Origin of the sequence: Streptomyces sp. NPDC049627, from assembly GCF_044465645.1 — a bacterium.
In the GTDB taxonomy this organism is placed as follows: domain Bacteria; phylum Actinomycetota; class Actinomycetes; order Streptomycetales; family Streptomycetaceae; genus Streptomyces.
The window spans coordinates 101,721-118,362 of sequence record NZ_JBITLW010000005.1; the positions used below are offsets into that span (position 1 = coordinate 101,721).

The window sequence follows — 16,642 nt, forward strand, 5'->3', positions numbered from 1 at the left end:
GCGCACCCCCACCGAACCCGCACCGGCCGCCGCAGGCATCCGCCCCCAAGCCGCAGCCTCACCCCCCGTAGAACAGCTCCTCCACCACGCCCCGAGCCCGACGCGCGGTACGCCGATACGCATCGAGCATGTCCCCGACGTGCCCCGGCTCGTACCCCAGGTACCGCCCCACCGCCGCCAGCTCCCGGGCGTCCGACGGGAACGTGTCGCCGGCCCGCCCCCGCACCAGCATCACCGCGTTGCGCACCCGTGTCGCCAGCACCCACGCCTCGTCCAGGATCGCCGCCTCCTCGGCCGGAATCAGCCCGGCCGCACACGCCGCGGCCAGGGCATCCCGCGTCCGAGTCGTCCGCAGCCCCGGCTCGGCCCAGCCGTGCTGGAGCTGGAGCAGCTGAACCGTCCACTCGACGTCGGAGAGACCACCGGGTCCTAGTTTGGTGTGCAGCTTGGGGTCGGAGCCGCGCGGGAGCCGTTCGGATTCCATACGGGCCTTCAGCCGGCGGATCTCCCGCACCGCGTCCTCACCGGGCCCCTGGGCGGGATACCGCAGCGGATCGATCAGATCGACGAAGCGACGCGCCAGGTCCTCGTCGCCGGCGACCGGCTCGGCCCGCAGCAACGCCTGCGACTCCCAGACCAGCGACCACCGGCGGTAGTACGCCGCGTACGAGTTCAGCGTCCGCACGAGCGGGCCCGACTTGCCCTCGGGCCGCAGATCGGCGTCGATCAGCAGAGGCGGATCCGCGCTCGGGATCTGCAGCAGCCGCCGCATCTCCTCGACCACCCGGTTCGCGGCCGCCGCGGCCTCGTGTTCGTCGACACCGTCCCGCGGCTCGTGCACGAACACGACGTCCGCGTCGCTGCCGTAACCCAGCTCGTGCCCGCCGAAGCGCCCCATGCCGATGATCGCGAACCGGGTCGGCAGGGTGTCCCCCCAGCCGTCCCGCACCACCGCACGCAGCGTCCCCGCCAGTGTGGCCGCCGTCAGATCCGACACCGCCGCGCCGACGCGATCGACCAGCGCTCCCTGATCGGCCTCGGCCGGCTTCGTCTCGGTGCCGTAGGAGTCGACGATGTCGGCGGCCGCCGTACGGAACAGCTCCCGGCGCCGCACACCACGTGCCGCCGTCACCGCCTGCACGGCGCCGTCGGCGCGTCCCACCGCGGCGAGGATCTCCTGCTCCAGATGGGCGCGCGAGCGCGGCTCCAGCCCGGTGCCGCCGTCGCCGTCCCCGAGCAGCGCCACCGCCTCCGGCGCCCGCATCAGCAGGTCGGGGGCGAGACGGCCGGCCGACAGCACCCGCGCGAGGTTCTCCGCCGCGGCGCCCTCGTCCCGCAGCAGCCGCAGATACCAAGGGGTTCTGCCGAGCGCGTCCGACACCTTGCGGAAGTTCAGCAGGCCCGCGTCCGGATCGGCGGAGTCCGCGAACCAGCCCAGAAGCACCGGCAGCAGCGTGCGCTGGATCGCCGCCTTGCGGCTGACGCCGGAGGCCAGCGCCTCCAGATGTCTGAGCGCGGAGGCCGGGTCGGCGTACCCGAGCGCGACCAGCCGCTCGCGTGCCGCCCCGGCGCTCAACCGGGCCTCGCCCGGGGCGAGTTGGGCGACCGCGTCGAGCAGTGGCCGGTAGAAGAGCTTCTCGTGCAGCCGCCGTACGACACTCGCGTGCCGTTTCCACTCGCGGTTCAGCTCGGCGACCGGGTCGACGCGCAGGCCGAGCGAACGGCCGATGCGCCGCAGGTCGGCCTCGTCCTCGGGCACCAGGTGGGTCCGCCGCAGCCGGTAGAGCTGGATGCGGTGCTCCATGGAACGCAGGAAGCGGTAGGCGTCGTCGAGTTGCGCGGCGTCGGCGCGCCCGACGTAGCCGCCCGCGGCGAGCGCCTGCAGCGCGTCCAGGGTCGTACCGCTGCGCAGGGACGCGTCGTCCCTGCCGTGCACCAACTGCAGCAGCTGCACGGCGAATTCGACGTCCCGCAGACCACCCGGCCCCAGCTTGAGCTGCCGGTCGAGCTCGGCGACGGGGATGTTCTCCACGACCCGGCGCCGCATCTTCTGCACGTCGGCGACGAAGTTCTCCCGCTCGGCGGCCTTCCAGACCAGGGGCTCCACCGCGGCGACGTACTCCTCGCCCAGTTCGATGTCGCCCGCCACCGGGCGTGCCTTGAGCAGCGCCTGGAACTCCCAGGTCTTGGCCCAGCGCTGGTAGTAGGCGAGGTGGCTGCTGAGCGTGCGCACCAGGGGGCCGTTGCGGCCTTCGGGCCGCAGATTGGCGTCGACCGGCCAGATCGATCCCTCGACGGTCGTCTCGGAGCAGATCCGCATCATGTGCGAGGCGAGCTTGGTCGCCGACCGCAGGGCCTTGCCCTCGTCGGCACCGTCCACCGCCTCCCCGACGAAGATGACATCGACGTCGGAGACGTAGTTCAGCTCATGGCCCCCGCACTTGCCCATCGCGATCACCGCGAGCCGGCACAGCGCGGCGTCATCGGGCGCGGCGGTGCGGGCGATGGCGAGGGCGGCGCGCAGGGTGGCGGTGGCGAGGTCGGCGAGCTCGGCGGCGGTCTGGGCCACGTCGGTGGTGCCGCACACGTCACGGGCGGCGATGGACAGCAGGCAGCGCCGGTAGGCGACGCGCAGGGTCACGGGGTCGGTGGCCGGCGCGAGCCCGATCTCGAACTCCTCCACGCCGGGGTGCAGATCGCTCGGCTCGTACATGACCAGCGCCTGCCAGTCGCCGGCGTGCTTGGCGAGGTGGTCGGCGAGCGCGGAGGAGGCGCCGAGCACTCCGAGCAGCCGGTCGCGCAGGGGCTTGGCCGCTATGACCGTGTCCAGCAGCTGCCGCCGGGCGCCGGGGTCGGGCTGTGCTTCGACGAGTCGTACGAGACCGTGCAGGGCCAGGTCCGGGTCGGCGGTGGCGCCGAGGGCCTCCAGCAGCACGGGGTCGTTCCTGATCGGCGCCAGTTCGGCACTCTCCAGCAGTCGCTCGGCGGCCGAGGGGTCGGTGAACCCGTGCCGCAGCAGCCGCGAGAAGGTACTGCTCCTGCGCCCCGGCACCGTCATGCTGGGCCTCCCGTCCGATCAGGGGTCGTACGCGCCCGATCAAGGTCGTACGTGATCGAGCCTAACCCTCCGGGGGTGGGGCGGAGACTCCTGCGGGGTGGGTGGGGGTGCGCGTAGCACCTGCGTCCCGTCCCCGCGTGGCAAGCCCGCCTCTCGGCTCCGGTCCGCATCAATCAACCTGGGGGCCGTCACTCCTCGACGCCGGTCACGGCATTTCAGCCCGTCCGGCGTTTGAGGACGAGGCCCCTTCAGGGCCGAAGCGGGGGTCTGGGGCCCGCAGGCCCCCGGCAGGGCCCGCGCCGACGCCGGTGCCTCGGGAAAGTGGCGGAACCTGCCCTTCACGTGGCGCAGAGCATCGTTTTCCGCTTCGGTAAGGGGGAGCCGTTCAGCCAGACCCGTTGGCGATTCCCCTTGGAGGACTAGCGATGGACTTCACGCTCGAAGTGATCCCGCTGCCCGTGAGCGACATCGACCGGGCCCGCGACTTCTACCGGGACAAGGTCGGCTTCCATGTCGACATCGACCAGGAGGTCATGCCGGGCATGCGCATCGTCCAGCTCACGCCTCCCGGCTCGGGCTGCTCGATCGCGCTCGGCGACAGCATCTGGGAGATGGCGAAGGGCCCCCGTCCGGCTCCCGGCTCCTACCAGGGCCTCCAGCTCTGCGTCGCCGACATCAAGGCGGCCCACGCGGAACTGCGCGAACGCGGCCTGGACGTCTCCGAGCCGGTCCAGTACGCCCCGGACGACGGGGCCACGTTCATGTACTTCACCGACCCGGACGGCAACGGCTGGTCGATCCAGGAGTACCGCCGCAGGGCGACGGAGCCGTTGCACGAGGTGCTGTCAAAACTGGCGGACCAGTAGCCGACCCGGAGGGGCGCGGGGCCGTGTCGTCGTACGGCCCCGCCGCGGGCAAGCCCGGCGCTAGCATCGGCCCATGATCGTATGGATCAACGGCACCCACGGCGCCGGCAAGACGACGACCAGTCCGCTGGTGCAGCAACTGATCCCGGATTCACGGGTGTTCGACGCCGAGAAGGTCGGCGAGACGCTCATGGACATCAAGCCCGGACTGCCCTGGACAGGCAACTTCCAGCACTGGCCGCCGTGGCGGCCGCTCGTCGTCGAGACCGCCCGGCACGTACTCGACTACACCGGCGGCACTCTGGTGATTCCGATGACTGTCCTGGTCGAGCAGTACTGGCGCGAGATCAGCGCGGGCCTCGCCCGCCATGCCATTCCCGTACGGCACTTCGTCCTCCACGCCGACCAGGACACCCTCCGCGGGCGCATCGAGGGGGACACGGTCCTCGGCCCCTCCCCGTTCCGCCTCGAATACCTGGAGCCCTATGCCGAGGCGGCCCGCACCTGGCTGCACGACGAGGCCGAGGTCGTCGACACCACACACCTCACACCGGCCCAGGCCGCCCGGCGCATCGCGGAGTCCGTCGGACGCGACGGGGCCGACGGTCCGTGACCGTCGGCCCCGTCCGCCGAATCAGCGGGAAACCCGCTCCAGAACCCGCTCCGACCTGCCCTTACAGCACCGGCAGGTTCTTCCGCAGCTCGAACGCGGTCACCTCGGAGCGGTACTCGTGCCACTCCGCCCGCTTGTTCCGGAGGAAGAAGTCGAAGACGTGCTCGCCGAGCGTCTCGGCGACAAGGTCGCTGCGCTCCATCAGCGTCAGCGCCTCGCCCAGGTTCTGCGGCAGCGGTTCGATGCCCATCGCACGGCGCTCGGCGTCGGAGAGGGCCCAGACGTCGTCCTCGGCGCCGGGCGGAAGCTCGTAGCCCTCCTCGATGCCCTTGAGGCCGGCGGCCAGCAGCATCGCGTACGCCAGGTAGGGGTTCGCGCCGGAGTCCAGTGAGCGGACCTCGACCCGTGCGGAGCCCGTCTTGCCGGGCTTGTACATCGGGACGCGGACCAGGGCCGAGCGGTTGTTGTGGCCCCAGCAGATGTACGAGGGGGCCTCGCCGCCGGCGCCCGCGGTGCGCTCGGAGCCGCCCCAGATGCGCTTGTAGGAGTTCACCCACTGGTTGGTGACGGCGGCGATCTCCGCGGCGTGCTTCAGCAGGCCCGCGATGAAGGAGCGGCCGACCTTGGAGAGCTGGTACTCGGCGCCCGACTCGTAGAAGGCGTTCCTGTCGCCCTCGAACAGCGACAGGTGGGTGTGCATACCGGAGCCCGGGTGCTCGGAGAACGGCTTCGGCATGAAGGTCGCCTGGACCCCCTGCTCCAGCGCCACCTGCTTCATGACCAGGCGGAACGTCATGATGTTGTCCGCCGTGGACAGCGCGTCGGCGTAGCGCAGGTCGATCTCCTGCTGGCCGGGCGCGCCCTCGTGGTGGGAGAACTCGACCGAGATGCCCATCGACTCCAGCATGGTGATCGCCTGGCGGCGGAAGTCCATGCCGATGTTCTGCGGGGTGTGGTCGAAGTAGCCGGAGTTGTCGGCGGGGGTCGGCACCGTGCCGTCGACCGGCTTGTCCTTCAGCAGGAAGAACTCGATCTCGGGGTGGGTGTAGAAGGTGAAGCCGAGGTCGGAGGCGCGGGCCAGGGCGCGCTTGAGCACGTAGCGAGGGTCCGCGAAGGACGGCGAGCCGTCCGGCATGAGGATGTCGCAGAACATGCGGGCGGTGCCGGGGGCCTCGGCGCGCCAGGGCAGGATCTGGAAGGTCGACGGGTCCGGCTTGGCGATCATGTCGGACTCGTAGACGCGGGCGAAGCCCTCGATCGCCGAGCCGTCGAAGCCGATGCCCTCGTCGAAGGCCTGCTCCAGCTCGGCAGGCGCCACGGCCACGGACTTGAGGAAGCCCAGCACGTCCGTGAACCACAGCCGTACGAACCGGATGTCGCGCTCCTCCAAGGTCCGGAGCACGAACTCCTGCTGCTTGTCCATCTTCCGCTTCCCCATCCTTGCTGGTCAGGCCGCCTGTCTCCGGTACCGCGGGAGAGGCGGTCGGGCACATGAGCATCCCACCACAACACCGTTTCAGGCGCGTTGCGCACCTTGATCGCCGAAGCGACCCCGGGCCGAACGCCCGGCATACGGCAGGTGTCCTGCCGTGGCGTCCGGTGCACCGCTGCGGCGCCGGGTGAACTGCTCTGCCGCCCATCTTGCCTGCTCGGACCGACATCCGTAATGCCCGGCCCCGTAAGACCCACCCCGCTTTAATTTGCATCTTGGATGCAAGTTTTAATGATGGCGGGCGGTCACCCTCGCCGCCCCTTCGAGCCTGAGGAGACCCGATGCTGTCCGAGCAGTCCGCCGTCACCGTCCGTGCCACCCTCCCTGCGGTCGGTGCATCCCTCGCCGAGATCACCGAGCGCTTCTACGCCGGGTTGTTCGCCGCCCACCCCGAGCTGCTGCGCGACCTGTTCAACCGCGGCAACCAGGCGGCCGGCACCCAGCGGCAGGCCCTGGCGGGATCGATCGCCGCCTTCGCGACGTACCTCCTGGACCACCCCGAGGAGCGGCCCGACGCGATGCTGAGCCGTATCGCCCACAAGCACGCCTCCCTGGGCGTCACGGCGGAGCAGTACAAGATCGTCCACCAGCACCTCTTCGCCGCCATCGCCGACGTGCTGGGCGAGGCCGTCACGCCCGAGGTCGCGGCAGCCTGGGACGAGGTCTACTGGCTGATGGCGAACGCGCTCATCGCGATCGAGAAGCGGCTGTACGAGGAGCGCGGCGGGAGCGAGTGGCAGGAGTGGGAGGTCGTCGAGCGCGTCGAGGAGACGGCAGACGTCGCCACCTTCCGCCTGCGCCCGGAAGGCGGCCGCCCGGCGCCCGCCTTCCGGGCCGGGCAGTACGTCTCCGTCCAGGTGGAGCTGGCGGACGGGGCCCGGCAGATACGCCAGTACAGCCTGTCGGCCGCGCCCGGCTCGCCGATCCGTCAGATCAGCGTCAAGCGCGTGCACGGCGGGTCCGCACCCGACGGCGAGGTCTCGAACCACCTCCACGCGCGCGTGCGGGTCGGCGACCGGCTGCGCCTGTCGGCGCCGTACGGCGATCTCGTGCTCGCCGGCACCGACGCCCCGCTGCTCCTCGCCTCCGCCGGCATCGGCGTGACCCCGGTGGTCGCCATGCTGGGTGAGCTCGCGGACGCCGGGCACCAGGGCCCGGTGACCGTCGTGCACGGCGACCGCTCCCCCGCCGGGCACGCCCTGCGCGACGACCACGAGGCGTACGCCGGGAAGCTCGCGGACGCCTCCGTCCACTTCTGGTACGAGACGGACGCCGACGACGCCGAGGAGTCCCACCGCACCGGCCTGGTCGACCTCACCGACATCGACGTGGCGAAGGGCACGCGCGCGTACCTGTGCGGTCCGCTGCCCTTCATGCGGGCGGTACGCGCGCAGCTCATCGCGAAGGGCGTGGCACCGGCCGACGTCCACTACGAGGTCTTCGGGCCGGACCTCTGGCTGGCGCAGGAGGGCTAGAACCCGGCCTCAAGGCGCACGGCCGATCTGGAGCAGCAGCGGACCGGTCGGGTCCGCGGTCACGTCGGTCACCGTCAGCGGGTCCAGTGAGGCGTAGAAGGCCTCCTGGGCCCGCCGCAGCGCGCCCCGCAGCCGGCATGCGGAGTTGAGCGGGCAGGGGCTGTCGCCCTCGCACTCGACGACGTCGCCGTCCCCCTCGAAGGCGCGCACGATCGCGCCGACCGACGCGGTACGGCCCTTGTCGCTGAGCCAGAGCCCGCCGCCGCGGCCCCGGCGGGCGTCGACGAGGCCCATGTGCTGCAGCTCGGCGACGACCTTGGCGGCGTGCGTGTAGGGCACCTCCATGTCCGCCGCGACCTCGCGGGTCGTCGGCGTGGCGTCGCCCAGGACGGCGAGCCGCATGAGGAGCCGCAGGGCCAGGTCGGTGGAGCGCAGCAGCCGCATGGAGGCAGCGTAGATAATGCGCATCCGGGGTTCCAAATATCAGGCGGTTCGCGGCCTCCCTACAGCCGGCCGCATCTCCCCCATTACGATCAGCGGACCCGAATGTCCCACCCCCCTCAGAAGGGCACACCTCATGGGCTCCGCCAAGAACAAGAGCAGCGCGGATCGCAAGGCGCGGATAGAGGAGATGCGGCGTGCCGAGCGTGCCCGTGAGCGCCGCAACCGCATCCTCACCGTCGCGGCCAGCGTGGTGGTCGTCGCCGGTCTCGTCGTCGGCGGTGTCGTCCTCATCCAGTCGCAGTCCGACAAGAAGGACTCGGCGCAGTCCGACTCGAAGACCACCGGCAAGTTCGTCGCCGGCAAGGACGGCGTGAACACCTGGAAGGGCACCCTGGCCCGCACCCACGTCGAGACGAGCGTGAAGTACCCGGTGGAACCGCCGGTCGGCGGCAACCACAACCGGGCCTGGATGAACTGCAACGGCGACGTCTACACCAAGGAACTCCGCAACGAGAACGCCGTGCACTCCCTGGAGCACGGCGCGGTGTGGGTGACGTACACCAGCAAGGCCTCCAAGGCCGATGTCGCCGCGCTGGCGGAGAAGGTCAAGAAGACGCCGTACACGCTGATGAGCCCGGACGACAAGCAGAAGGACCCGATCATGCTCAGCGCGTGGGGGCACCAGCGCACGGTGACGAGCGCGAGCGACCCGAACGTCGACAAGTTCTTCGAGACGTACGTCCAGGGCAAGCAGACGCCCGAGCCGGGCGCGGCGTGCACGGGTGGTCTGTCGGAGTGAGGCAGCACGTCGGTTGGATTGCCGGTACCGCGGCGGCCGTGCTCGTCGCGGCCGGCGCGATCACTTACGCCGTCGCCGAGGACGGGGGCGCCGAGCGGACTCCGAGCGCCGACTCGGCGGACGCCGGGTTCGCGCGCGACATGGCGGTGCACCATCAGCAGGCCGTGGAGATGTCGTACATCGTGCGCGACCGCACGAAGGACGAGGAGGTGCGCCGGCTCGCGTACGACATCGCCCAGACGCAGGCCAACCAGCGCGGCATGCTGCTGGGCTGGCTGGATCTGTGGCAGCTGCCGAAGGTGTCGTCGGACGCGCCGATGACCTGGATGGGCATGGGCGACATGCCCTCCGCAGGGGACGGCGCGCTGATGCCGGGGATGGCGACCAACGCGGAGATGAAGAAGCTGGAGGGCCTCAGCGGCAAGCAGGCGGAGGTCTTCTATCTGCAGTTGATGACGGACCATCACAAGGGCGGCATCCACATGGCCGAGGGCTGTGCCGACAAGTGCACGGTCGACGTGGAGAAGAAGCTCGCGCAGGGCATGGTCGAGGGGCAGCAGTCGGAGATCGACCTGATGAAGGACATGCTTCAGGAGCGGGGCGCGAAGCCGCGACCGTGATCCCCACTCCTCCGTCGATCCGCAAATGGCCTTGTCATTAGGTTAATTGAGGGCTTCTTGGTACTCGCATTCCCCTGACATGAACGGTTCATCGCAAGAGTGACGACTGTCGAGTGATCCACTCGCGACGAACCGCACAGGGGGTTTCATGAGATCCAACCGCGCCACCCTGCGCGCCGGAGTCAGCCTGGCAGCGACACTGCCGCTGCTCACCGGCGCGCTGGCGCTCGGCATACCCGCGGCGCACGCCGCCGACCACGCGGACCGGGGCACGCTCGCGGGGACCAAGCCCGCGTGGGCCACGGCCAAGGCCGACCGGGGCGCGACCGCCGACAGCGCCCCGGTCTCCGTCCGCGTCTACCTCGCGGGACGGGACGCGACCGGTCTCGCCGCGTATGCCAAGGCCGTGTCCGACCCGGCTTCGGCGTCGTACGGCAAGTACCTCACCGCCCGGCAGACGCAGGCCCGCTTCGGCGCGACGAAGGCCCAAGTCGCCGCCGTCAAGGACTGGTTGACGTCGGCGGGCCTGAAGGTCACGGACGTCGCGCAGCACTATGTCGCCGTCACCGGCGATGTGGCCGCCGCGGAGAAGGCGTTCGGCACCCAGCTGCACAACTACGCCAAGGACGCCCGGACCTACCGCGCGCCCACGACACCGGCATCGGTGCCGGAGGGCTTGAAGCACGCCGTCCTGACCGTCACGGGTCTGGACAACGCGCCGCACAAGGCGACCCATCAGGACCAGCTGCCGCCGCCGGAGACCGTGTTCCGCAACTCCGGTCCGTTCTCGTCGTACTACGGCTCGAACGTGGCGAGCACGCTGCCGGACGCGTACGGCACGAAGATCCCGTACGCCGTGAAGGGCTACACCGGCAAGCAGCTGCGCGCCGCCTACGGGGCGGGCACGCGCACGGGCAAGGGGGTGCGCGTCGCCATCACCGACGCGTACGCCTCGCCGACCATCGCCTTCGACGCGGCCACCTACGCGAAGAAGCACGGCGACGCGGCCTGGACCACGGGTCAGCTGCGCCAGGTCCTGCCCAAGCAGTACGTCCACACCAAGGACTGCGGCGCGGCCGGCTGGTACGGCGAGGAGACCCTCGACGTCGAGGCCGTGCACGCGGTCGCGCCCGGCGCGCAGGTCACGTACGTCGGCGCCGCCTCCTGCTACGACGAGGACCTCCTCGACTCGCTCAGCAAGATCGTCGACAACCACCTCGCCGACATCGTCTCCAACTCCTGGGGCGACATCGAGGCCCACCAGACGCCGGACCTCGCGGCCGCCTACGACCAGGTCTTCCAGTTCGGCGCGGTCGAGGGCATCGGCTTCTACTTCTCCTCCGGCGACGACGGCGACGAGGTCGCCAACACCGGTACCAAGCAGGTCGACACCCCGGCCGACTCGGCGTGGGTGACGGCGGTCGGCGGCACCTCGCTGGCGGTCGGCAAGGGCGACTCGTACCTGTGGGAGACCGGCTGGGGCACGCAGAAGGCGGTGCTGTCGGCCGACGGCAAGAGCTGGACGGACTTCCCCGGCGCCTTCACCTCGGGCGCGGGCGGCGGCACCAGCAGGACCGTCGCCGAGCCGTACTGGCAGAAGGGCGTCGTGCCGGACGCGCTGGCCAAGGCCAACAGCGCCGACGGCAACCGCGTCGTGCCGGACATCGCGGCGATCGCCGACCCGAACACCGGGTTCCTGGTGGGCCAGACGCAGACCCTGCCGGACGCAAAGACGCAGGCGTACGACGAGTACCGCATCGGCGGCACCTCGCTCGCCGCGCCGGTGATCGCGGCCGTCCAGGCGCTGGCGCAGGAGGCGCGCGGCGGCAAGCCGCTCGGCTTCGCCAACCCGGCGATCTACGCGCGCTACGGCTCGAAGGCATACCACGACGTCACGGACAACCCGACGGGCTCCGGGCTCGCGGTCGCACGCGTGGACTTCGTCAACGGCTACGACGCCACCGGCGGCCTGACCACGTCCGTGCGCAGCCTCGGCAAGGACAGCTCGCTGAAGGCCGTGAAGGGCTACGACGACGTGACGGGCGTGGGGACACCCGCGAACGGTTACGTGGAGTCGTACCGCCGCTGAGAACAGCCCGGAAAGAAACGCATGGGGGGCGCCCGGTGATCACCGGGCGCCCCCGTTCGTCCCCGGCGGGCGGGAAGGGCGGCGGGAGCCGTTGTGCGCGGTGGTCGAGGCCCTGCCGCTCCGCGGCCCGGACGAGGGGCGCGAGGCGCCCCGACACGGCTCGCGTCCCCGGCTGATGTCCCTTCTCGACGACCCCTGGTCCGCGCCGGGTGTCCTGAAGCTGCCGCACAAGATCGCGGACCCGGTGACGGACTCAGGACCGGACCGTCTCCGCCTGTTGCGGAACATGCCCGGCGACCACCCGCTCCCGCCCGGCCCGTGGTGCGGTGACCCGGCGCCGGTCCACCGCGTACGCCGCGCCCGCGACGCCCAGTCCGAGTACGGCCAGCGCCGCTCCGGCCAGGGCGGGGGAGGTCGCGCCGAAGCCGGCGGCGAGGGCCAGGCCGCCGATCCAGGCGCCGCCGGCGTTGGCGAGGTTGAAGGCCGCCTGGTTGGCGGAGGAGGCCAGGGACGGGGCCGACGACGCCTTCTCCATCACCATCAGGTTGAGCGGGGAGCCGGTGACGAACGCGGCCATCCCGAGCAGCATCACCGCGAGGGCCGCGCTCCACGCCGTGGCCATCAGGAGCGGGAACAGGGCCAGCACCGCGGCCAGCGACAACAGGCCCCCGAACAGGGTCCTGCGCATCGAGTGGTCGGCCAGCCGCCCGCCCAGCAGGTTCCCCACCGTCGCGCCCACCCCGAACAGCGCCAGCAGCAGCGTCACACTGGCGTCGGCGTACCCGGCGGAGTCGGTCAGCATCGGCGTGATGTAGCTGTACGCGGCGAAGAGCGCGCCGAAGCCCGCGACCGTCGTGCCGAGGGCGAGCCACACCGGCAGGGACTTCAGCGCGGCCAGCTCCCCGCGCAGCCCGGCGGACGGCGCCGGCACCCGGTCGTGCGGGATCAGCAGCGCGAGCGAGGCGATGGCGGCCAGGCCGATCGCGCTGACGCCCAGGAAGGTCGCCCGCCATCCCAGGTGCTGCCCCATGAGCGTGGCGACCGGCACCCCCGCGATGTTCGCGACGGTCAGCCCGAGGAACATCAGGGACACCGACCGGGCCTTGCGCTCCGGCGCGACCATGGTCGTGGCGACGACCGCGCCGACACCGAAGAAGGCGCCGTGCGGCAGACCGCTCACGAAGCGGGCCACGAGCAGCCAGGAGTGGTCCGGCGCGAGGGCCGACGCCGCGTTGCCCGCGACGAACAGCGCCATCAGCGCGATCAGGACCCTGCGGCGCGGCATCCGCGCGGTCGCCGCCGCGAGCAGCGGGGCGCCGATGACGACGCCGAGCGCGTACGCCGAGACCAGGTGTCCGGCGGTGGGGATGGAGGTGTGCAGGTCGTCCGCGACGTCGGGCAGCAGGCCCATCATCACGAACTCGGTGGTACCTATGCCGAAGGCGCCGACGGCCAGGGCGAGCAGGGCCAGGGGCATGAAAGAAGCCGTGCCTTTCGAGGGAGAGCGGGCGAGAGAGGGTGTTCCGGACCAAAGCTTATGTTCAGTCCCGGAACAAATGCTCGCCGCCCCCGTATTCCCCCTGGTTACGAGGACGTGTCGACCTTCACACGAGCAGCCACCGGGAGGTGGTCGCTGCCCGTCTCCGGCAGCGTCCAGGAGCTCTCCGGCTCGACGCCCCGCACCATGATCTGGTCGATCCGCGCCATCGGGAACGAGGCCGGCCAGCTGAACCCGAACCCGCTGCCCGAGGCGCCCTGCGTGGAGCGCATCTGGGCGGTGACGGCGTTGAGCGCGCGGTCGTTCATCGTGCCGTTCAGGTCGCCCAGCAGGACCACCTTCTGCACGGGCTCGTCGGCGATGGCCTCGCCCAGCGCGTTGGCGCTCTTGTCGCGCTGGCGGGCGGTGAACCCGGCCTCCATCTTCACCCGCACCGACGGCAGGTGGGCGACGTACACCGCGACCTGCCCGGACGGCGTGGTCACCACGGCCCGCATCGCGCGGATCCAGCCCAGCTTGATGTCGACGGGCTCGACCCCGCTCAGCGGGTACTTGCTCCACAGCCCGACGGTGCCCTGCACCGAGTGGTACTTGTACGTCGACGCCAGCGCCTTCTCGTACGTCGGCACCGCCGCGGCCGTCAGCTCCTCCAGGGCGAGCACGTCCGCGCCGGACGCGGCCACGTCCTTGGCGGTTCCGGAGGGGTCGGTGTTGTCGGCGTTGACGTTGTGGGTGGCCACCGTGAGGTCGCCGCCGGGGCCGGTGCGGTCGACGAGGAGGCCGCCGAAGAGGTTCAGCCACACGATCGCCGGGAGCAGCACGGCGATGAGGGCGGTCGCGGACCTGCGCACGAGGGCCAGCAGGAGCAGCAGCGGGACGAACAGGCCGAGCCACGGCAGGAACGTCTCGGTGAGACTGCCGAGGTTGCCGATCCGGTTCGGGATCTGCGCGTGCAGCAGCATCACCAGGGCGAGGACCACCGCCAGGCCGGCCAGCACGATGCCGCGCCGCCAGATGCGCGGGTCGCCGCGCCAGCCCGCGACCAGGCGGTTGTTCTTCAGGCGTTCCGTCAGGCGCCGAAGCCCGGATTCCCGGCGCTCGGGCCCCGAGCCTCCGTCGTCCGTCTCCGTCACGTACGCCTGCTGCGCCATACCGTCGCCTCACTACCTGCCGTGCACTCCGTCGTCCCCCCGCGCCCAAAGAAACCCTAGGGGATGATCGGCTCCGTTCCTGCCGTCCTCATGACGGCCGTACGGGGGCGAGGACGTACAAGTCGCCTTCGGGAGTTCCGGTTGCGGCGCGGGAAAGCGCCCTCTGTGACGAAACGCGCACATGCGATCTACGAGGGGCGCGAACTGACGGGCCGTAGACCTTCGAGGACGGCGTCGACCATCTGCTCCGAGAGCCCCTCCGGAAGGTCGGCGTCCGGGCGCATGACGGCACGCACCAGCATCGGGCCGAAGATCATGTCGTTCATCACGTCGACGTCGATGTCGGCGCGCAGTTCGCCGCTCTCCTGTCCGCGGCGCAGGATCGCGTGCTGCTTCCTGCGCCGCGGCTCGACCACGGTCGTGTGATAGGCGTCCCAGACCTTCGGCGTGCTCTTCATCTGGGCGATGACGTTGTGCAGGAGCACCGACGAACGGGTCATCAGGCCGCGTCGGCGCAACTGCTCCATGAGCACCACGAGATCGTCGCGCACCGAGGTTCCCGGCAGTTCGGGGTCCGGGGGTTCGGCGGCGCGCACGACGTCGACGAAGAGCTCCTCCTTGCCGCGCCAGCGCCGGTAGATGGTGGCCTTGCCGACGCCCGCGGTACGGGCGATGCGCTCGATGGACAGCTCCGAGAGCGGAACGCCGTCCTCCAGCAGCTTCAGGATGCCTTCCATGATGGCCCGCTCCACGGCCTCGCTGCGGGGGCGGCCCCGGGTGGGGCCGTCGTGCCGGGGGTGGCTGTCGGCGAGGCTCACTGGGTTCGGTCCTTTCGGTGGGCTGTGCTGATTCTCCCTGGTGTACGACGTGGTGTACGACGTCGGCGTGCCCGAGGCGCGTGTCGGGGCGCGTGTCGGGGCGTGTCCTACTCCGCGGCCGCGAACTCCCGGTCGGGCTCCCCTTCCTGAGGCGCCGTCTGCCGCCCCGGCAGGCACAGCGCCACGACCACCGCGCCGAGCACCGCGACGCCCGCGCCCCACAGCGCCGTCACGTGCATGGCGTGCAGGAAGGCGTCGTGGGCCGGAGCGACGAGGGCCTCGCCGCGCGACCCGAGCCGGGCCGCGACGCCGAGCGTGGCCTCGATGGATTCGCCCGCCGTGTGCCGTACGCCCTCCGGCAGCACCGTGAGCCTGTCCTCGATGCCGCCCCGGTACACGGTCGACATCACCGAGCCCAGGACGGCGACCCCGAGTGCGCCGCCGACCTGGCGGAAGGTGTTGCTGAGGGCGGAGGCGGAGCCGGCCTTCTCGCGGGGCAGGGCCTGCATGATGACGACGCTCAGCGGGGTCATGATGTGCGCCATGGCCGCGCCCATGAGGAAGAACACCAGCTCCAGGAGCCAGATCGGCGTGTCCGCCTCGAAGGCGGCGAACGCGGCCAGGGTCGCGGCGATCAGCAGCATGGCGCCCGTGGTCGTCGCCCTGTTGCCGAAGCGGTCGACGAGGAGCCGGGCGCGCGGCGCGAAGATCATCTGGGCGGCGGCGAGCGGCAGCATCAGCAGGCCGGTCTGCAGGGGTGAATAGCCGCGCACGCTCTGGGTGTAGAAGACGGAGAAGAAGGTCACGCCCATGAGGGCGAAGAAGACCAGCGCGATGACGCCGATCGCGGCCGAGAAGACCTTGTTCTTGAAGTACGTGACGTCGATGGACGGATGGTCGCTGCGCTTCTCGAACACGACGAAGCCGACGAGGACGGCGAGCCCCGCGGCGACGGTCGCGAGGACCGTCGTATCGGTGAAGTCGGCGAGCTGGCCGCCCTTGATGATGCCGTAGACGAGCAGGACCAGGCCGACCACGGAGAGCACGACACCGACGGGGTCGATGCGGCCGGGGTTGGGATCGCGCGAGTCCGGGACCAGCCACAGCATCAGCGCGAGCGCGAGGAGCACGATCGGCACGTTGATGAGGAAGACCGAGCCCCACCAGAAGTGGTCGAGGAGGACGCCGCCGGTGATGGGACCGATGGCGATGGCGAGTCCGACGCCGCCGGCCCAGATGCCGATGGCCTTCGGCTGCTCGTCCCGCTCGAAGACGTTCATCAGGACGGCGAGGGTGGCCGGCATGACGAATGCCGCGCCCAGGCCCATCACCGCGCGGAAGGCGATGAGCTCGCCGGGCGAGCCGGAGAACGCGGCGAGGGCGGAGCCGATGCCGAACACGACGAGCCCGCCCAGCAGGACCTTCTTGCGGCCGAGCCGGTCACCGAGCAGACCGGCGGTGAACAGCAGGCCGGCGAAGACGAGGGTGTAGGCGTTGATCGCCCACTCCAGCTCGCTCTGGGTGGTGCCCAGGCCGGTCGGGGCCGGGGTCGAGATGGTCTTGATGGCGACGTTCAGGATCGAGTTGTCCAGGACGACGATCAGCAGGCTGAGCATCAGCACGCCGAGGATCGCCCAGCGGCGCCGGTGCACCGCTTCCGGTATCCGGCGGCCGGTGTCTGGGACGGGAGAAGTCATGCTGTCGAGCGTAGGCGATTTT

13 protein-coding genes are annotated in these 16,642 nt (G+C 71.0%); 6 read left to right on the forward strand and 7 right to left on the reverse strand.

Annotation, left to right across the window (positions count from 1 at the left end; all coding sequences use genetic code 11):
• Positions 1-58: 58 nt before the first annotated feature.
• On the reverse strand, positions 59-3,058 hold the full coding sequence (locus ACIBU0_RS14900; protein ID WP_398817167.1) for a bifunctional [glutamine synthetase] adenylyltransferase/[glutamine synthetase]-adenylyl-L-tyrosine phosphorylase: 3,000 nt from the start codon (positions 3,056-3,058) through the stop codon (positions 59-61).
• 425 nt (positions 3,059-3,483) lie between these two features.
• Here ACIBU0_RS14900 and ACIBU0_RS14905 point away from each other — a divergent pair, with 425 nt between their 5' ends.
• Together ACIBU0_RS14905 and ACIBU0_RS14910 are read left to right on the forward strand one after the other, a co-directional pair.
• A complete protein-coding gene (locus tag ACIBU0_RS14905; RefSeq protein ID WP_398817170.1) occupies positions 3,484-3,924 on the forward strand; it encodes a VOC family protein in 441 nt (146 codons plus the stop codon).
• A 73-nt stretch (positions 3,925-3,997) separates the two neighbouring features.
• Positions 3,998-4,537: an ATP-binding protein gene (locus ACIBU0_RS14910; RefSeq protein WP_398817173.1), complete on the forward strand. Its 540-nt coding sequence runs from the start codon at positions 3,998-4,000 to the stop codon at positions 4,535-4,537.
• A 61-nt stretch (positions 4,538-4,598) separates the two neighbouring features.
• Here ACIBU0_RS14910 and glnA read toward each other — a convergent pair whose 3' ends face one another.
• Complete coding sequence (glnA, locus tag ACIBU0_RS14915; protein WP_398817176.1) at positions 4,599-5,960, reverse strand: type I glutamate--ammonia ligase; 1,362 nt, start codon at positions 5,958-5,960, stop codon at positions 4,599-4,601.
• 350 nt (positions 5,961-6,310) lie between these two features.
• On the opposite strand from glnA, the gene ACIBU0_RS14920 reads away from it, so the two are divergent.
• Positions 6,311-7,504 carry a globin domain-containing protein gene (locus ACIBU0_RS14920; RefSeq protein WP_398817179.1) on the forward strand — a complete coding sequence of 398 codons (1,194 nt, stop codon included), beginning with the start codon at positions 6,311-6,313 and terminating at the stop codon, positions 7,502-7,504.
• A 9-nt stretch (positions 7,505-7,513) separates the two neighbouring features.
• Here ACIBU0_RS14920 and ACIBU0_RS14925 read toward each other — a convergent pair whose 3' ends face one another.
• On the reverse strand, positions 7,514-7,948 hold the full coding sequence (locus ACIBU0_RS14925) for an RrF2 family transcriptional regulator (protein WP_398818274.1): 435 nt from the start codon (positions 7,946-7,948) through the stop codon (positions 7,514-7,516).
• Between the two features lie 133 nt (positions 7,949-8,081).
• On the opposite strand from ACIBU0_RS14925, the gene ACIBU0_RS14930 reads away from it, so the two are divergent.
• The 3 genes from ACIBU0_RS14930 to ACIBU0_RS14940 all read left to right on the forward strand — a co-directional run bounded on the left by ACIBU0_RS14930 (position 8,082) and on the right by ACIBU0_RS14940 (position 11,456).
• The gene (locus ACIBU0_RS14930) at positions 8,082-8,747 is read left to right on the forward strand and encodes a DUF3105 domain-containing protein (protein ID WP_398817182.1); all 666 of its coding nucleotides are present in this window, start codon (positions 8,082-8,084) and stop codon (positions 8,745-8,747) included.
• A complete protein-coding gene (locus ACIBU0_RS14935) occupies positions 8,744-9,367 on the forward strand; it encodes a DUF305 domain-containing protein (protein ID WP_398817185.1) in 624 nt (207 codons plus the stop codon). The genes ACIBU0_RS14930 and ACIBU0_RS14935 overlap by 4 nt, the downstream gene beginning before the upstream one ends.
• A gap of 148 nt (positions 9,368-9,515) precedes the next feature.
• Positions 9,516-11,456, forward strand: coding sequence for a protease pro-enzyme activation domain-containing protein (locus ACIBU0_RS14940; RefSeq protein ID WP_398817187.1), 1,941 nt, complete (start codon positions 9,516-9,518; stop codon positions 11,454-11,456).
• Positions 11,457-11,709: 253 nt separating this feature from the next.
• Here the strand turns inward: ACIBU0_RS14940 and ACIBU0_RS14945 are convergent, their stop codons facing one another.
• The 4 genes from ACIBU0_RS14945 to ACIBU0_RS14960 form a co-directional block, all read right to left on the reverse strand.
• Positions 11,710-12,933, reverse strand: coding sequence for an MFS transporter (locus ACIBU0_RS14945; RefSeq protein WP_398817190.1), 1,224 nt, complete (start codon positions 12,931-12,933; stop codon positions 11,710-11,712).
• Positions 12,934-13,040: 107 nt separating this feature from the next.
• Entirely contained in the window at positions 13,041-14,105 is a 1,065-nt protein-coding gene (locus tag ACIBU0_RS14950; RefSeq protein WP_398817193.1) for an endonuclease/exonuclease/phosphatase family protein, read from the reverse strand.
• A 188-nt stretch (positions 14,106-14,293) separates the two neighbouring features.
• Positions 14,294-14,923: a TetR/AcrR family transcriptional regulator gene (locus ACIBU0_RS14955; RefSeq protein WP_398817196.1), complete on the reverse strand. Its 630-nt coding sequence runs from the start codon at positions 14,921-14,923 to the stop codon at positions 14,294-14,296.
• Positions 14,924-15,030: 107 nt separating this feature from the next.
• Positions 15,031-16,620, reverse strand: a complete 1,590-nt coding sequence (locus tag ACIBU0_RS14960) for an MFS transporter (RefSeq protein WP_398817199.1) — start codon at positions 16,618-16,620, stop codon at positions 15,031-15,033.
• Between the last annotated feature and the right edge of the window lie 22 nt (positions 16,621-16,642).

What these genes read in the sequence shown, in the direction of transcription:
- ACIBU0_RS14900 (WP_398817167.1), bottom strand. Translation starts at nt 3,058, where the DNA reads ATGACGGTGCCGGGGCGCAGGAGCAGTACCTTCTCGCGGCTGCTGCGG.
- ACIBU0_RS14905 (WP_398817170.1), top strand. Translation starts at nt 3,484, where the DNA reads ATGGACTTCACGCTCGAAGTGATCCCGCTGCCCGTGAGCGACATCGAC.
- ACIBU0_RS14910 (WP_398817173.1), top strand. Translation starts at nt 3,998, where the DNA reads ATGATCGTATGGATCAACGGCACCCACGGCGCCGGCAAGACGACGACC.
- glnA (WP_398817176.1), bottom strand. Translation starts at nt 5,960, where the DNA reads ATGGACAAGCAGCAGGAGTTCGTGCTCCGGACCTTGGAGGAGCGCGAC.
- ACIBU0_RS14920 (WP_398817179.1), top strand. Translation starts at nt 6,311, where the DNA reads ATGCTGTCCGAGCAGTCCGCCGTCACCGTCCGTGCCACCCTCCCTGCG.
- ACIBU0_RS14925 (WP_398818274.1), bottom strand. Translation starts at nt 7,948, where the DNA reads ATGCGGCTGCTGCGCTCCACCGACCTGGCCCTGCGGCTCCTCATGCGG.
- ACIBU0_RS14930 (WP_398817182.1), top strand. Translation starts at nt 8,082, where the DNA reads ATGGGCTCCGCCAAGAACAAGAGCAGCGCGGATCGCAAGGCGCGGATA.
- ACIBU0_RS14940 (WP_398817187.1), top strand. Translation starts at nt 9,516, where the DNA reads ATGAGATCCAACCGCGCCACCCTGCGCGCCGGAGTCAGCCTGGCAGCG.
- ACIBU0_RS14945 (WP_398817190.1), bottom strand. Translation starts at nt 12,933, where the DNA reads ATGCCCCTGGCCCTGCTCGCCCTGGCCGTCGGCGCCTTCGGCATAGGT.
- ACIBU0_RS14950 (WP_398817193.1), bottom strand. Translation starts at nt 14,105, where the DNA reads ATGGCGCAGCAGGCGTACGTGACGGAGACGGACGACGGAGGCTCGGGG.
- ACIBU0_RS14960 (WP_398817199.1), bottom strand. Translation starts at nt 16,620, where the DNA reads ATGACTTCTCCCGTCCCAGACACCGGCCGCCGGATACCGGAAGCGGTG.